The organism is Enterococcus sp. 3H8_DIV0648, from assembly GCF_002140655.1.
Lineage (GTDB): Bacteria > Bacillota > Bacilli > Lactobacillales > Enterococcaceae > Enterococcus_A > Enterococcus_A hulanensis.
Genome location: NZ_NGLG01000001.1, coordinates 228499 through 245628, shown reverse-complemented (window position 1 = coordinate 245628; position 17130 = coordinate 228499). Strand labels below are relative to the sequence as shown.

Below are 17130 nucleotides of genomic sequence, written 5' to 3'. Positions count from 1 at the left end.
CAATTATTATTATATCACTGTTTATCTCAACAGAAAAGTAATTCTCAAAATATTTATTTATAAATCAGATAAAAATTTTCCCCACAGAAAGCAGAACTAAATTTTAAAATTAAATACATTTATGCAGATTGGAAAGTTGAAATTCTACAAAAAATAGAATTATTGCTCAAATCGAAAATAACAACCCGATTTACACTAACAGCACATCGATAATTCCCATAAAATTCTTTCTATTTGGATTTCATATACAGAATCCTCAATCACGGTGTTATTTTTAAAGATAATTAACCATAACTTTCATATAGGAGGGTATAATCAAAAAGACCCTCAATCATTCTTTATACTTAAAGATGATTGAAGATCTTTTTGCGTGATGATTTAACTACACTTCCAACAGACTCTGTAAACTTTTAGAGTACGTTTCTCCAGCTTTCAAAAGAGCAGTCAGCGCTCTTTATCTATCACTGTTTAATAGTTGTCTTTGTTTTAAAGAAAATGATTGATCCAATCAGTATAAAACCAATCATAGAAAATAGAATATTGGTGTTTTTACTTCCTGTATTTGGCAATGTCGCTTTCTTTGTTGATGCACTTACTGGAATTTTCTTCGTACTCACACTCGGATTCTGTACGTTTGTATTTGTCGGATCGTTTACTATTGGACGTTCTTTCACAGTTAATTTGATTGTCGCTTCGGCAGCGTCACCTGTATCTTGATGTGCAACATAACGAATAGAATATTCTCCAGCAGTGGTCAATGTATTGGCAACTTTATTTACTGGAATGGCCTTATCCAATACTTCATACTCTAACGTATCGGCATTTTCAATTTCCGGCCAGCCTAAAATAATGTCATCAGTCAGTTTGTCTCCAACGTACAGTACTTTATCAGTGGCTGTAATTTTCAGGGCTTTCAATTCATTCACAGTTACAACATATGAATGATCGATTTCTTCTCCAAGAGAATTAGTAATCCGATAACGAATCGTATAATCCCCTGGTTTGGAAAAATCAACTGGATTATCGATAATTCTCACACCAACTTTTGTATTCGAATCATATTTTCCCAATTTTATTTCCTTCCCATCAACACCGATTTCAAACGCAGAGAAAAATGAATAGGGATCAAAGGATTTATTATCATGACCCACATAGGACATGTGGTAAATATCTGGCTGAACGATGTTGATCCCACTAACAACGTTAATTTTTACAGTTGCACAAAGTTGGGTTCCATTAGAATAGGAAATAGTGAATAATCCCCACATTTTACCTAGCTTGTCTGTATTGGTTTCGCTAGTAATTGAATAATCGACGTCTTCTAATGGAACGACCTCACCTTTTTTATTTTTGACGATAACATTTTCTTTGATTGCCTGTTTGTAATCTGCATATCTCGGTAATGATAGCTCAGGAATCTCAACGGTGTGATATTCAATGACTGGCGCGCTTGATAGTGACACAGAGACTGTAATCTTTTTTTCCAGTTTCTTACCCGCAGCGTTCTCAACTGAATAATTTAGTATATATTCACCAAATTTAGAAGTGTCTACTGTTCCATCAATCTTGATTTTGTCAGTCAGATCTCCTTCAACACTGTCCTCTGCTGTTACTCCCGCTCTCGGATCAAAGTTAGCACCCAATTCAACTATATGATCATCTAATCCTTTAAAACTCAGAGTACTTTCAAGCTTTGCGGCAACTACTTCAGAGTTCGTACTTTCAGTCGTATCAACAACATTCGCTGCCACCGTTGATTCTTCGGATGCAAATCCTTTACTCGAATAAAGCATACCCGATGCAATGAAAAATAATGTTGCTGATAAAATTAACCCCTTCTTCATTTTTCTCCTCCATTCATTTTGATATTAATATCAAATACTGCTGACTCTAGTCAGTATAAAATTGAAGACTTAGTTTATTGAGTTGAGGTATAGTTCCCATCCTTATCAATTCCATTTATTTCCAGAATCGCATCAAATTGTTCACTACTTTTAATCATACCGCTGGATTTCAAATATTGAATGTACTCCGATAATGTGGTCGCTTTACTATTGACCATCGTTATGAACATCACCTTATTCGAGAACTTCTTCACCTCTTGAAGCAACTTTCCTTACCGATTAATAATTAATTCGTTCTCCATTCTGATCCAAGGTAAATCTACCAAGATGGTCAACACCATTTAGGACTGAAATAATATCAAATCGGATTTTATCTTTTACGAATCCATTTTCCTTCATATAAGTAACATATTCTTCTAGAGTGGTAGCTTTACTATTCACCATCGCGATAAACATCAATCCTGTAGACAAACTCTGTCTATATTCTTCTCCCATTGATGCAACATCTGGTTTCCAATCCTTTGCAATGTCATACTGATCTTCCGGTTCTCTATTTGTGGATTCCATATCATAGATATCTCTAAGCACACTATTCACTGTCCAATTTGTTGATTTTCCGTAACATTTTTCTAATCTTCCTTTATCATCAACAGTTTCAGAAGTCTGCATAGAATTATCCAAACGCCAATTCCAGTTATAACCATATGGATATCGATTCGCATGAAACAGGGCCCATCCTTCTTTATAGCTAGTTTTTATATTGGCGTTATATCCAGAGTGCGAACTATAACCGCCACCATCTAAACTGCCAAGAGCCTGAAACATTGTCCAATGTGCCCATTCATGAGATAAATCTCCACTTAAACTTTCTTTCTGTTGTTTATGATTGGATGTATTTAATGACTCTCGATGAGGAATAAAGATAGATGGTGTTCCCTCTTTTATTACACCAAGACTACTCGATTTACTCTTGAAACCTGCTCCTTTGCCGGGATTATAGTTAGGTTCGTAAATTACAGGAATTGACTCAAAAGAAAAATCGAAATTCTTCTTTAAGTCAGGAAATGCATCAAAAGCCGTTTGAACATTTTCTTTCATTTCTTTGACTAACTCCTGATAAAGATTCCAAAACATAAATACTTGATAGTTTGTCTCTTTAGTTTCTTCATTTCCAGAATTCATAATGAATCGAGTCTCGGTATGATCGAGTATACGATTCTCCGGAATAATCGCACTAACTATTGGGTAGTAAACTGCTCCTTTTGAATTAACTAAGCTTCCCGTTTCAAAGTTTGTTAATCCATATTGAAAATAGACACGATTGATTTCTTCTGGTAAATTCACTGTGAAGTTTTTTATTTCACCGTTATCATCCGAAACCACATCATCCTTTAAAAGTTGTCGTTTGCCTTCTGCATCATAATAAAGAACTTTAACCGAAGCATTTTTAATTGGAATTGCTTCTTCCTTTTTATCAGAATAAATTTGCAATAAGAAACGATTGATTGTCACTGGCTTTTCGGCAGCCTGACTTTCATACCCTACTGTAAAGAAAATGACACTTAATACTACCAACAAACAACTTTGAATAATTTTTTTCATTTTAATTCCCTCCATACAATCTATTGTAAGTTACTCCTTACAAGAACCACTATACACGAACACGCGTTCGCCGAAGTGCCGAAAAAGTGACATCCTTTCATTTGAGAATATGCGTACAAGCGCCGGACATATATTTATCCGACGCTCATTTCTTTATTTAATTGACCGGTCCAAGTGTGTAGTTTCCATTGGTATCTAGACCGTTTAATTTTAATATCGCATCAAACTGAGCCGTATTTTTCACCATACCATTTGCTTTCATATATTGGATATACTCAGCCAAAGTGGTTGCTCTACTTTTGACCATCGTTATGAACATCAGACCATTAGAGAGCTTCATCCGATAGTCATCTCCTCTTGACGCAACATCTGGCATCCAGTCTCTAGCAATATCATATTGATCTTCTGGCTCGCGCGGAGACTCCCTATCGTAGATATCTCGAAGAACACTATTAGCTGTCCAAGTGGTGGATCTGCCGAAGCAATATTCAAATTTACCTTCGGCTCTTTGAATTGAATTATCAAGAAGCCAATTCCAGTTATAACCATATGGATATCTATTACCATAGAAAACTGCCCATCCTTCTTTATAGCTCATTGCCTCATCTGTATTATATCCAGTATGTCCGGCGTAATCTCCCCCAACCAATCTCCCTATCGCCGAATACATCGTCCAGTGTGACCATTCATGTGCTAGATTTACATTAAACCATTCATCCTGTTGCACTCTCGTGTAGGTTTTCATAGCATTTACATGAGGTATGCTGATATAAGGGGTTCCCTTTTGAATTTCACCAACTCCAATAGAACTACTTGAGAAGGCAGCACCACCCGTTCGTTGATGATCCACTTCATATAGTACTGGAATTGGTTTAATTACATAATCAAAGTTTGTCTTCAAATGAGGAAAATTATCTAAAGCGAGTTGGACACTTTCTCTAGTATCATTCACCATCGCATAATACAGATTCCAGACTTTGATGGACTGATAGTTATACTCTTTTGAGTCTTCGTGACTCGAGTTTACAAAAAAGCGAGTTGAAGTAACATCAATGGTTCTATTTTCAGGGATCGGCCAACCGGTAATTGGTCGATAAGTAACTCCTTTTGCATTTACAATGTTTCCAGTCTCAGGACGACTCAACCAATATTCGAAATAGATACGAGTAATTTCTTCTGGAACATTTACTGTTACGTTTTTCACTTCTCCGTTATCATCTGAAGTTAGATCATCCCGTAAGATCTGTCTTTTCCCTTGAGCATCATAATAAAGGATTTTAACTGAAGCATTTTTAATTGGGATTGCATCTTCTTTTCTATCAGAATAGACCATCGTTAAAAAGCGATTGACAGTCACAGGTTTCTTAGCAGCCTGACTTTCAGTACCAACCATAAAACAAAACATACCCAACAGCACCAACAAACAACTTTGAATAATTTTTTTCATTGGATTTTCTCCTTGAAAATGATACTGGCTTTAGTTATCCCAATCCTCATCAACATCCGATTGCGGCTCAATTGCTTGAAGTGGTGAAGCTAACGGATTTCCGGCATTATCTAAAGTGAACGCACCGTCTCTGGAAAGTCCATTCACCTCTAAAAGTTTAGCAAATTTCTCTTTATCCGAGCGAGTACGAACATACTTTTTCTCAACAGAAGTCAACAAATCCTGCAACGTTACTGTCTTGTCCTCTGCCATTACAGTATGAAGGATTCCTGAGTTCAACCGACGAACTTCCAGATCAGTCATTTCCCCATCTAGATATCTTTGAGAAAGACTGAACGCTTCATCATTTGATCCTGTATCAACTAAATCATATAGAACCTGTTTTACCGTATAAATCGTCGACTTTCCGTAAAGACGATTTATACCATTATATTTATCCGTTTGAACTCGTAAATCTTCATTAGCCATGTCATAATTTAGAGCAAAAAGATCACCGATGAGTAATGGCCAACCTTCTTTAAAACTTATTTTGGGGTTCGTATTATATCCAAAATGACCATTATAGTCGCCTCCCGGCGCATTCGCATATCGAACTAAATTCCAATGTGTCCATTCATGCATGACATTGTGCATCAAATATTGTGTTGAAAAAGATTTACTCGACAGATCACCAATTATAATGTCAGCAATTTTACTTCCGTCATGACCATTTCTATTAAAGCCATTTCCTTCGTCAACAAACTGACCTTTTTCAAAGTTAATATTAATCGGTGCCACTTCAAACGGCTTAGTATCTGGAAGTAAACCATTAGTTATTTTTACTGCACTGCTGTATTCTTGTACACTCCGATCGAAATAATGATTGATTCTAGTCGCTTGGAAATTATAGAAGTACGTATCTTTATCAGTTGTATTTCCAAATTTTACATTATTATTTACATAGTAAAGAGAATTGGTTGTTAGATTCGCATTAAGCCCTAAAGTAAATACATAACTATAGGCAACCTTGTTGTATTTTTGAACATAACCACGATCGTCATTTCCCAAATAGTAACGAATTTTCAGCGCCGTAACTTCAAATGGAATTTCTTTTGAAGGCAAATCTAAAATCTCACCCTTTTCGTTCGTCACACCTTCGTAAAGGATATTGTCCCGATTATTGTGAGTATAACTTATCCTGAACTTTGAATTTGTTATAGGCACAGACACTGAATTTGTAGCACCATCCGTAACTTCAATATAGAATCTTTTAATATCAACCGCCCGTGTACTAGGTGTATTAGCAGCAGCTTTTGTTACACTTCGTTGCTTCCCATCTTCCTGAGGTATTTTCTCTGAAGCTTCACCATCATTTTTTTCAGTATCGACTAACTCCACATCTTGCTTCTTTTCTTCTTCCTTCGCTTCTACCAATGTCCCAGAATACAGACCAAAAGTAATTACACCAACAAGTAACATGAATACTTTTTTCATTTTTAATTATCCTCGCTTTCGTTAGATCCTATTCCACAAACTCCGAGCACGCTGTACCTTCAAATTCATTTTCTTGAACAGAAGAACTACTTTTAGTTAATGGACTCCCATCCTCATTGAACTTGAAAGAGCCATCACTGTTAAGTCCATTCACTTCTAGAACTTTTTCGTATTTTTTCATATCAGCAGCAGTCAAAATATACTTGTTTTCCATGTAGTTGAGGTATTCCTGCAATGTCGTTGCTTTTGACTCAACCATAATCGTATGCATCAATCCGAGATTGATTCTTCTTTGCTCCAATTCCGATAAGTCATCATCAATAAATCGTTGTGAAAGAGAGAAATCTTCATCTGAAGAGGTTACATCCAGTAGATCATACAAAACATGTTCGGCTGTCATGCTGGATACTCTGCCATAATATCTGTTAACGCCGTTTCTATTATCATTTTGTACGATTAAGTCCTTACTATCATAAGCATAATTATCAGCAAACATATGACCAACTAAATACGCCCATCCTTCTCTATAACTATTTCGAATTGTAGGTGGAGCTGTCTCCTTATCTTGGCCCCGTTGCGTTTCTCTCCATGAGTTCCAATGGGTCCACTCATGCATCACTTTACTTTTAATTGCCCGATCATTAAAGATTTGTCGGTTGGAATTATCTGCGATGGTAATGTCAGCGATCTTATTACCTTTGTGCCCATTACGCCAGAATCCGTTATTCTGATCCAAATATTCACCTTCTTCAAAGTACATATTGATTGGTTCTACATTGAAAGGAACTGTCTTTGGTAATAACTCATTCGTTTTTGTAACGATATCCGAAAATTCTTTGACGGACTCATCATAGAAATAGTTTAGTTTTGCAGCCTGGAAGTTGTAAAAGTATCTGTCTGGATCAGTAGCAGACCCTACCCAAAAATTGGAGTATCCATTAATAATTCCAGCACTTGAAATATTTTGCCCTACTACAAATTGATAAACGATATTATTATATTTTTTAATATATCCTCTTTTTTCGTTTCCTAAATAATATCTAAATCGAATTTGCGTTACTTCAGCCGGAATCTCTATAGCTGGAAGGTTTAAAATTTCTCCCTTTTCATTCGTAGTGCCTTTTCCATGAATGAAAACCTCTTTACCTTCATGAATGTATGAAACTCTATATTCTGAATTCGGTAAAGAAACCAATTCCTCACCTATGGAGCCATCCTTGATTCGAGCATAAAATCGTTTTATCTCCAAATTTCTAGTTGTGCCACTTCGTGTGAGACTTCTTTTACTTAGGGTGTCCTTTTTATCAATATCAGTATTGCCTTCTTCTGTTTCCGCTACTTCTTCTTGTTCTGAATCCTCCCCATCTGTTTCTTTTTTATCTACAATATCTGCAATAGCATCTTCTTTTTTTGATTCTGCAACCGCTTGACTATAAGTAAACGTTCCTATAAAAATAGTAACTAACATCAACAACAAAAATAGCTTTTTCATTTTTCTACTCCTTAATGCCCCTTAATACCCATCAACAATTTGCTCAACCGATTCGTAATTATCAATTGAACTACTATAAGTTTTCAATTGACTCGAATACTTGAAACTTCCGTCTTTATTAATACCATTTAACCCTACAGCGTTTTCTAATTTTACTTTGAGCGTCTTATCAGGATGCTTGCAATGTAGGTATTCATTAGATAGTTATAAAACACTTGGAAAGTACTCGCTTTACCGTTAACCATAAGCGTATACATGATGCCTTCAGAAATTAAATCTTTGTCTTCCAATGAATGATTTCCATTAACGAAGGCAGTATAAGTAATAACCCTGTCTCTTATACACATCTAGATGTGTATAAGAGACAGATAGATAGACCATAAAATAACTTAATTAATTCACGGTTTAATTTCTACTCATTGAGCGACTCCTTGTGCTTTTTACATAGATATTTGTAGTATTGCGCTCGATAAAAAGCAGCTTCTGCTTTACAGAACTCCGAACCTGGTGACGCGTTTATTTCAAATAAATACGGATCTCCCTGTTCATCCAATCCAAGATCAATCCCTAAAGCATCAAAGTCATAAGGATACAATCTTTCAAACTCGCGGGGAATCTGGAAGGCCAAGTGCTTTAAATTCTTCATGATTTCTTGATATCGCTCTGGGTAAAGCATATGGATAAATGAAACGATTTTAGCCACACCACCACCAGTATGGATATTCGACGTGATCTTATTGCCTAAGCCAATGCGGGGATAGATTTTTACCAGTGCCCATTTATTCTCATCATCCTTTCTGACCTGAATTCGAATGTCGTAGGGGATGCCTTCCTTAGTCATGGAGTGAATATATTTTTGCAACATAAAGCTCTTATTTTCGAAATTTTGTTGATAATACTCTTGGAATTCTGCCATTGTAAAAATCCAGTTGGCATTGTCAGAACTCATTTCAATTTTTCCATCCGCTAGCTGTTCTATTTTATGAACATTTTTTCCTTGATTTCCTCCAGCAGGCTTGATGATGATTTTTTTGTGCGTCGTCAAAAAGACTTGGAAGGAAGCAAAATCCCTTGTTCGTTCATAAGGAATGATCAACTCTTTCGCCCATTCTTTTTCTTTTATTTTTTTAAATACTTCTGTTTTCTTTCCAACTGGATGTGTGGTGAAGGTACAATAATTATCGAAATACTCGATCCATTTTTTCAAAGGCCTATTGCCAGTATGGATATCGATCACATCTGGGTAAGAAGTGGTCTTCTTTTTCCAAGTTCCTTCCTGCAAAAAGTAGCCATTGATTGTTTTATTCTCCAAATCAACATCTTTTGGAGAAAAATAGAAAACATCCACTTCAAGATGTTGAGCAAAAACTACTACTGGTTTAAAGATGAAATCTGGTCTATTTGCTCGTCGTAAAATACCTACTTTCAATTTGTGACACCCTCCATTTGACTAGTTGTTTTAATTATTTCAACACCGATTTGCTGAAAATCGCTACCAGAAACCGAACCTTTTAGCAAGACTAGAGAATCCTCTTCAATATTTGCTAAGATCGACTTGCATAATTCATCCATATTTTTGCACCACTGACAGAATATTCCTTTTTTCTCAACTTGTTGCAAGACAGGAATCAATTTATCTGTATAGCCGATCAAAATATCTGGTTTCGCTTCGATAATATAAGGAACCAGCTTTTCATGAATTTTTTCCGACTCCTCGCCCAGCTCAGCAATCTGACTTAAAACTAAAATGCTTGTTCCTCGATGTTCTGACTTTTTACTGGCAAATAATTGAATCGCGTTTTTCATTGAGGGAAAAGCCGCGTTGTGAGTATCATCGATTAATATAAAACGTTGCTCTTGATGTACTAAATGCTGCTCTTTCATGATTCGTTTTAAGGTCTTGAACTCTTTCAAATCAAAAGCCGCTTGTCTGACATCTAAATTCAGCAGACTCATAACAGCTAAGCTCGCCATTGAATTTTCAATCAAGGCATCAGAATAATTCGGTAATTGGTACTCAATCAACTGTCCCGCTAAATCAATCACAAGCCCGTCGCTTCTTTTCTCTTTCACAAATACATCCGCGTTTGAATCATTTTTACTATAAGTAATAACTCGAAGCCCCAATTTTTCAGCTTTGTCTCGGATATAGTCAAGCTCAGTCTTCGAAAAATCTTGATTGATTACCACAGGACTATCTGGCTTCATCCGATCCATGATCCCTGACTTGATTTGTGCAATTTCCATGGTAGAGTTGTATCGCTCCAAATGAGCCTCACCAATATTTGTAATTACTGCAATATCTGGCTGAACATAATCCGCGAGATTTCCATTTTTTTTATTTTTAAGCATTCCACCAGCAGCAATTTCAATACAAGCATAATCTTGACTTAAATTAAGCAAACTAGTATAAAATGGAATAGAAATTCTAGAATTATGATTGCCACGATTGGCCAATACTTTACTTCCTGCCTTTTCCAGCATATAAGAAATCATCATTCGGGTAGTTGTCTTCCCTACAGAGCCCGTGACGCCAATGACTGCCCCCAAAAAATTCCTACGGGCATGTTCTGCTAGAGAAAAGAGAAATGTTCTCGTATCAGGAACAATAAATTGAGCAAACCGATCCTTGTAATCCAGCGCTGGCTGGCTTGTCACGAAAATATCTGTTTCTTTTAATTTTTCGATTATCCCTCTTTCGGACTTCATTAAATCAATAAAAAGACGGTTCTTCCCCAACTTCATATAACGTGTTTCATATTCTATTTTTTCAATCGTGAAATCTGTAAAAAGACTTTTATTTAATAACTCACCTTCAAAAGAATTCAAAAGCTCTGACGTTTGCATAACATCCTCCAATTTTAATAATTTAGACATCTTTTCCACACCCATAACTCTCTCAGAATTACCGTGCAGATCATTTTTTCTTTAAAGTCTCCAAGTAATAACCAACTCTCTATGGAGTTATTCAACGACTTCCGGGTAGGGCTCTAAATCTTTGTATTCTTTTCCGCCGCGCTTTTCGCAGAAGGTATTATCAATATCCATTACGATTGCTTTCATCACATTTGCCTGCGCTTTCATCTAGACTTTTTACTATCTGCTGAAGTTACTCCCCCAACACCTTCAATAACTCTTGATGCTGCTTCTCTGTCAGATCTGACTTATGCATTTCTTTCAGCTCCGCTACTTGGTCTTCTGTTAAGTAGTCTTTGTTGTATTCAACACCTGATAGCAGCTCTTTGAAGTCTGCCTCAGATACTTTTCCTTCTGAGGCAGAGGTAGAAGCGGCGGCAGAGGTTTTGGTTTGTGCTGTGGTCGCTTCAGTCGATTGTTTGGTTGTTGTGGTTGATTTGATCGAAGAGGATTGACTTGTACTACTCTCGATCTTTTTTGTACTGTCTGTTTTCGAAGTTGCTGAATCTGTTCCGCAACCTGCTAGTCCTAATAAAATGGTGGTAAGTAAAAGAAGCTTTTTCATATGTGTTCCTTTCGTTTCGAAGTTATCTTAAATAGGCACATCGATAGATCATCACCGCTAAAAAGAAGCCCATGATCAATGTCAGAAGAATGAAGTATCCGCGAGTAATCTGGAGAAGCCGCCACAGTTTTCGATAGCCGCCATTCTTTGTTCGAAATGCCCTCGAATGTGCGCGTCTTACCGATAATTGATACGACAGGACCAACCAACCGAAAAAGACACCATTTAATAGAAGGAAAGTTCGAACGATAAATGAATAGCTAAAGTTTATTTTGGGTGTGATATTGGCTTTCTGGATACTGCTTTTAGCAATTTGCTCTCCTGTGATAACTAATTGATTATTGGTGAAGACGGATGTATCCTTCATCAACACCGTCACTAGCTGCTTGTTCTGTATGACCGTCGGATTTTTATCTTTTGCTTTTCTTATTTCGGTGATTTGATACGCACGTCTTTGGTTGTTCATAGTCACAAAGAAGCAATCACCAATCTTCAACTGCGCGAGTTCCATCAGCCGCACCTGATCTCTCCAGCGTCCCTCCGCTTCGACCGTAAGGTGTCCGCTCTTTCCTGCGGTCGGAAAAGACCCGTACTTATAATGAAAGAATGCTTGTTTGGTCTCTTCTTTATAAATAGGGGTCTCAGGTAGTCTCACAGTCGGAAAATTGATGGCACCGATCACTCCGTTTTTTTCTGGAACAATGGTGAAATCTGGTTTTGAGGCATCTGTGATCACTGTCTTTTCCAGCAGGTAGTTATTATTTTTTTTTTGATACGTCAGTACTGAGGTATCGACTTTACCAGCTACTTTTTTGTATTCATCCAATACCTCTTGATTTGCTGCTTCCATTTTTTTCTGATAATGGATCGGCAAGATCAGACACATAAGCGTGGATAAAAGCAGGGCTAAAAATAGGATTTTAGCTAGCCAATTTTTATGATTCGACAACCTTAAAATCTCCTGGGACCTTTAACTTCATTTTTTCTAAGCGATACCCACGTCCCCATGAGGTCTCTAAACAGGATTCATCAAAGCCATATTCAGCCAGCTTCTTCTTAATGCTACGGATGATTCCTGACAGACGGCTTTCTTTTGATTTTGTTGGGGCCTCGCCCCATAATTGTTGTGAAAGCGACTCTCTCGAAATGTAATTCCTTTGTGATTCTTGAAGAATGCGGAAGACCTGTAATTCCTGCCTAGAAAAGTTTCGCAGCATGATTTCTAGCGTCGTTTCTTCATTATTTGGTGGCCCCCATTTCAGGACTGTTTTCTTTTCGTTACAGGCTATCAGCTCTTCTCTCAGCTCATCGAAGTGGGTGTTTTGAGAAATAAAGCCGGTAATACCCATTTTCTTCCAAGTATTGATTGTTTCAGCTGGTGATGGATTGATCGTTTTTCGATAGATTGCACATTTAAAGTTTAAGAAAAATGGCAGAATCTTACTTACTTCCTGATCCGAGATCGTCTCACTTAGGATCAAGGTATCAAAGTAATTCAGATCCATTCCGAAGTAATCCTTTGTCTGCAGATCCGTTAAAAACTTCTTGCTGCACAGAACTTCGTGTCCTAAATCATTCAAATTTCGGATGAACTCTTGTTCAAATGATAAACTTTTCGTTAGTAATAAAATCGTCATTGCGTTTTCCTCTCCTTACTGCTGCTTTTCAGTGAGTATGGTTCCTTTAGCCAACTGTTCTACTTTGTATTCCAGATCTGAATAAATTTCTAGCACTGCTTCTTTTGATTCCGTAACCTCTCGCAAGATCTTCTTCGCACGATTGCCAATATTTTCCACTTCTAATTCGGCAGCACCAATCAAGTGTTTCGCTTCGACTTGGGCTTCTTCGATCGTGCGATTGGCTTGTTTCTTCGCAGTAAAGAGTACTTCACCGATTTCAAGTTGAGATTGGGTCACTTCTTGTTTCAGTGCTTCATTTTTTTCCATCAGCTCGTTGATTTGACGTTTGGCTTGCACTAATGCTTCTGGATCACCCGCTACTTCTTCGGATTTCGCGAGAAGCTGTTCTTCTAATTTTTGCAGCTTGTCATTCTTTTGCAGTAACGTCCCTTCTGCTTCCTGCAGCTGTCTGATAGTGTCTTCTTTTTCGATCTTCATCTGTTGGTACGAATCCGTTAACTCGTTGATTTGCTGCTTCAGCTCCGCTAGGGCTTCCTCTTGCGTGTGTGTTTGATCATTTAACTCTGCGACCTTTGCGGCTTCTTGTTGCAGCTCAGCGATTTGGGCTTCTTTTTCTAATAGGCTGGTCTCCAATTTTGTATTTTTTTCAACTAATTGTTGATTCACATTGCCATTATCGATTTGTTCTTCTAGTTTGGTGATCTCTTCTTGTGCTTGGAACAGTGCATTATTTAGCGCTTCACGTTCTTCTTTGAATTGTTCCTCTAATGTTTTCTTCTCTTCTCCTAGTTGATTGACCATTTCTTTCGTTTCTTCCATAGCTGCTGCTCGCTCCCCTAATTGTTTATTTTCGATTTGTTGCTGTTTGAGTTGATTTTCCAAGTCAGCTCGTTCTTCATTCAAGCGGTTGACTTGTTCGGTTAACTCATTATATTGATTCACCATTTGCTGGTGTTGTTCCTGTGTTTGAGTTAATTGCTCTTGATTTTCTAAGAATGATTGCTCCTGTGCTTGGAATTTTTCTTCCAACAGCTGGTAATCCTTCAGCGGTGCTTCTTTTTCTAAAAGAGCTTGCTCCAACTGTGCTTTCAATTCTTGGATTTCTGTTTCCTGGGTTGTGATCATTGTTTGATCTTGCTTTTGTTTTTCGATCATCTGCTGAATGATCCGATCCTGCTCTTCACTGGTGTCAACAATCGTCCCCAGCTCTTGGATCTGCTGCTCATAGTTTGCGAATATTTCTTTTTGCTTTTGCATCTCTGTTGATTGGGTGGCGATTATTTGCGCATTCTCTGCTTGCTGCTCATGAAGTGTATGGAGCTCTTGATTCATGTCCCCTACCTCGACCACAAACTCTTTGTGTTCAGCAATTTGTTGTTCATAGGCTGTGATCTGCTCTTTTGCTGTCTGAAGCTCCTCTGTCAGCTCAGTGATTCTTGCTTGATTCTCTTCTTGCACTGCTTCTGTCTGTTCAGTCAATCGTTGCAGTTCATTGGTTTTCTCTGCTAAATGCTTTTCTAATTGAGCACGTTCTCCTTGGAGTACCTTCAGGTCATTCACTGCGGACTTCCGAGCTGCTTCACGTTCTTCCAGCCGATCCGCATCCGCCTGCTGTTTTTCGACAAATGAGATCAGTTCTTCCTTTAATTCGGCAATTTGCTTTTTTAATTGATTTTCGATCGTCAATCGCTGTCTCTTTGCTTCGTCTAATTGCCGCTGACTAGCTGTCAGCTGTTGATTCTGTTTCTGGATTTTTTCAGTTAATTCATTGATCTTTTTATTCTTGTCGCCGTCTTGTCCCAGTTTCTTCTTTAATTGCTCTACTTGTTCTGACTGTTCACTGACCGCGGAGCGTTCTTCCTTGATAGTATTTTTTAGCTGTTCATTCTGCCATTTTTCTTGGTAAAGCTCCTCAACTTGCTTGCTATGGGTTTCCTTCAGCTCCTCCAAGCTCTTCGACAAGCGGCGAATATCAGCTTGATAATCCTCCTGCCGTTTGGCAGCACTCTTTAATTGTTCCTGTAAATGCTTGATTTCCTTCGTCTTCTCTTCGATCGCGAGACGTTCTTGCTCGACTTCATCGTTCGTAAAGTCATTGATCTCCTCGATGATGTGCTTATTGAAAAACCAGCCCGCTTTTTTTGCCATTAGCCTTTTCCTTTCCGTAATTCCGATTGAAATGTAAATTGTCCTTTTTCATTCCGGACATAGGTGCCTTTATACAAATCGTTTCCTTCACGATCGACAATGTTGATGTGCACTTCCGCAATTTTTTTGATGCCTTCTGCTTCTCGCATCAGCTCTGAGATATTCTGACCGAGAACCACGAGATTGGCATTGCTTGCTTCGACCGAACCTGTTAATAAAACATTTAAAGAATCTGCCTCGCTGCTGGAGGAAATTACCAGATTCGCCTCTTCAATATAAGGAAGAAGTGTTTCAGATAAATTCTTTTCGATCTGATCTTTCGTTTCAACAGTCTGGTCCTTTGCTGTCAGCGTCTTCTCAAGCTCAAGACCTGATACCGGGTATTCCTTTAAAAGATTTTTGGTGCTTTTTTTCGTCTTGATCGTCTTGACTTCGCTCTGCAGCGATCGATTGCTCGTGCGTAATCCCTGTATCTGTGTTTCTACTTGAAGCAATTGAATGATCGCAAAGGAAAGGACCGTAATCAGTCCCATCGTTCCGACAAATAAATACATGAAGCTCTTTCGTAATTCTCTTTGTTTAAAATGATTCAATTTCGTTTGAAATAAAATCGAGGTTTGCTTGACGTTGATGCGATCCAGCTGATAATGAACCACTAAGCGATACAATAAGCAGAGGAAAATGATTCCCATAATTGCTAAACAACAAAAAATAAATACATTCACTTCTTTTCCTCCTACATTATTTACCTGCTATTTAACATTCTATGTTCGCACTCAATAAGTCATCATTGGCAAATCGAATGCATTTGCGGCTTCTTTGGTCATTTGATCCATCGGGGTAACACTAGCTAGTTCTCCTTGAACGATCAAACGTGTCGTTGCGTAGATATCACCGCAGGTCAGTAATGTAATCAGCCGTTTCCCAGGCACCTCATCTAGTACGTCCACCGCACTCGGATCAACTTTTTCCTTCCAAGTCGCCACATATGTATACACATTGGTTAAGTCTGTGAGATAGATCTTGTCTCCTAGCGTTACTTCCTCTAATGGAGTGAATAATAAATCTGCTCGGTCTGAACGATGACTCGCGATCCCGTAATTTCCTTCACCCATCTCTTGATCTGGTGAAAGTGTTCCTGCACCGTAGTAAAGTCCATCATTTTCTAATCCTTTATAAACGGGCAGACAAATGCCTACATTCGGCACCGCAATACTAGCAATCACAGGGAATTCTTTCCCGTTATTTCTTAATTGAGCCAATTGGGACCTTGCAATTGCATTCAAGTTCAGTGACTTCACCGCCTCAAAATCAAACGTGACATCCTTTTTTTTATTCTCTTCTATCTCTTTTTTCGTTACTTTCGAGATTTCATACTTCTCCGTAGTCTTCTCCACAAAATAATTCTTGATTGGTTTGTTAAAAAGGAACAAAATCCCTGACAAAATAAGTATCAAACTGAACATTCCAATGATCTTTCGCTTCATGGTTTTCTCCTAATAATCAAAAAGCGGATCGAATCAAGAAGATCCGCTTTTTGAAAGATATTTGTTTCCATCAACTCTTTACTTACTGTGTTTGCCACGTTTTCTCCGCTTGGTTAATCCAACTAATCCAGCGGCCAACATGCCTAAGCCTGGAATCCGGTAACTTGATTGATCCGTTTCCATTCCTGTTTTTGGCAACGTCCCTTTTCCTGCAGCTTTGGTCGAGCCAGATTTAGGCGTGCTATTTGATGAAGAACTCGTAGTCGCCAACGTATTGACCTTTGTATCAGATTTCTTGTCATCATCAGAGTCACTGTCGGAATCTGAGTCGCTATCCGAGTCCGAATCGCTATCCGAATCCGAGTCGCTATCTGAATCTGAGTCGCTGTCGCTGTCGGAATCACTATCCGAGTCTGAGTCACTGTCGCTGTCGGAATCACTATCTGAGTCTGAATCGCTATCACTGTCGGAATCACTATCCGAATCCGAGTCACTGTCGCTGTCAGAATCACTATC

The 17130-nt window shown here is 38.1% G+C and carries 15 protein-coding genes; all 15 read right to left on the bottom strand.

Features of this window, described 5'->3' with window-relative positions; genetic code table 11:
- Positions 1 to 461: 461 nt before the first annotated feature.
- Positions 462 to 1844, bottom strand: coding sequence for an LPXTG cell wall anchor domain-containing protein (locus A5875_RS01120; protein ID WP_088931900.1), 1383 nt, complete (start codon positions 1842 to 1844; stop codon positions 462 to 464).
- Positions 1845 to 1918: 74 nt separating this feature from the next.
- Complete coding sequence (locus tag A5875_RS23485; RefSeq protein WP_176244586.1) at positions 1919 to 2062, bottom strand: hypothetical protein; 144 nt, start codon at positions 2060 to 2062, stop codon at positions 1919 to 1921.
- 61 nt (positions 2063 to 2123) lie between these two features.
- On the bottom strand, positions 2124 to 3446 hold the full coding sequence (locus A5875_RS01115; RefSeq protein ID WP_088931899.1) for a hypothetical protein: 1323 nt from the start codon (positions 3444 to 3446) through the stop codon (positions 2124 to 2126).
- 157 nt (positions 3447 to 3603) lie between these two features.
- Positions 3604 to 4893: a hypothetical protein gene (locus tag A5875_RS01110; RefSeq protein ID WP_088931898.1), complete on the bottom strand. Its 1290-nt coding sequence runs from the start codon at positions 4891 to 4893 to the stop codon at positions 3604 to 3606.
- 30 nt (positions 4894 to 4923) lie between these two features.
- A complete protein-coding gene (locus A5875_RS01105; protein WP_088931897.1) occupies positions 4924 to 6366 on the bottom strand; it encodes a hypothetical protein in 1443 nt (480 codons plus the stop codon).
- A 28-nt stretch (positions 6367 to 6394) separates the two neighbouring features.
- Positions 6395 to 7858, bottom strand: a complete 1464-nt coding sequence (locus A5875_RS01100) for a hypothetical protein (RefSeq protein WP_088931896.1) — start codon at positions 7856 to 7858, stop codon at positions 6395 to 6397.
- 412 nt (positions 7859 to 8270) lie between these two features.
- The gene (locus A5875_RS01095; RefSeq protein WP_088931895.1) at positions 8271 to 9287 is read right to left on the bottom strand and encodes a YheC/YheD family protein; all 1017 of its coding nucleotides are present in this window, start codon (positions 9285 to 9287) and stop codon (positions 8271 to 8273) included.
- Entirely contained in the window at positions 9284 to 10735 is a 1452-nt protein-coding gene (locus A5875_RS01090) for a Mur ligase family protein (protein WP_176244585.1), read from the bottom strand. The genes A5875_RS01095 and A5875_RS01090 overlap by 4 nt, the downstream gene beginning before the upstream one ends.
- A 232-nt stretch (positions 10736 to 10967) precedes the next feature.
- Entirely contained in the window at positions 10968 to 11339 is a 372-nt protein-coding gene (locus A5875_RS01080; protein WP_088931893.1) for a hypothetical protein, read from the bottom strand.
- Between the two features lie 22 nt (positions 11340 to 11361).
- The gene (locus A5875_RS01075) at positions 11362 to 12288 is read right to left on the bottom strand and encodes a hypothetical protein (protein ID WP_088931892.1); all 927 of its coding nucleotides are present in this window, start codon (positions 12286 to 12288) and stop codon (positions 11362 to 11364) included.
- Positions 12275 to 12976 (bottom strand): winged helix-turn-helix domain-containing protein, encoded by a 702-nt coding sequence (locus A5875_RS01070; protein ID WP_088931891.1) that lies wholly within the window; start codon positions 12974 to 12976, stop codon positions 12275 to 12277. The genes A5875_RS01075 and A5875_RS01070 overlap by 14 nt, the downstream gene beginning before the upstream one ends.
- A 15-nt stretch (positions 12977 to 12991) precedes the next feature.
- Positions 12992 to 15127 (bottom strand): hypothetical protein, encoded by a 2136-nt coding sequence (locus A5875_RS01065; RefSeq protein ID WP_088931890.1) that lies wholly within the window; start codon positions 15125 to 15127, stop codon positions 12992 to 12994.
- Complete coding sequence (locus A5875_RS01060) at positions 15127 to 15852, bottom strand: hypothetical protein (RefSeq protein ID WP_088931889.1); 726 nt, start codon at positions 15850 to 15852, stop codon at positions 15127 to 15129. The genes A5875_RS01065 and A5875_RS01060 overlap by 1 nt, the downstream gene beginning before the upstream one ends.
- 51 nt (positions 15853 to 15903) lie before the next feature.
- Entirely contained in the window at positions 15904 to 16614 is a 711-nt protein-coding gene (locus A5875_RS01055) for a class A sortase (RefSeq protein ID WP_088931888.1), read from the bottom strand.
- Between the two features lie 78 nt (positions 16615 to 16692).
- Positions 16693 to 17130 (bottom strand): LPXTG cell wall anchor domain-containing protein (locus tag A5875_RS01050; protein ID WP_141108317.1); only part of this gene is annotated, 438 nt, incomplete at its 5' end.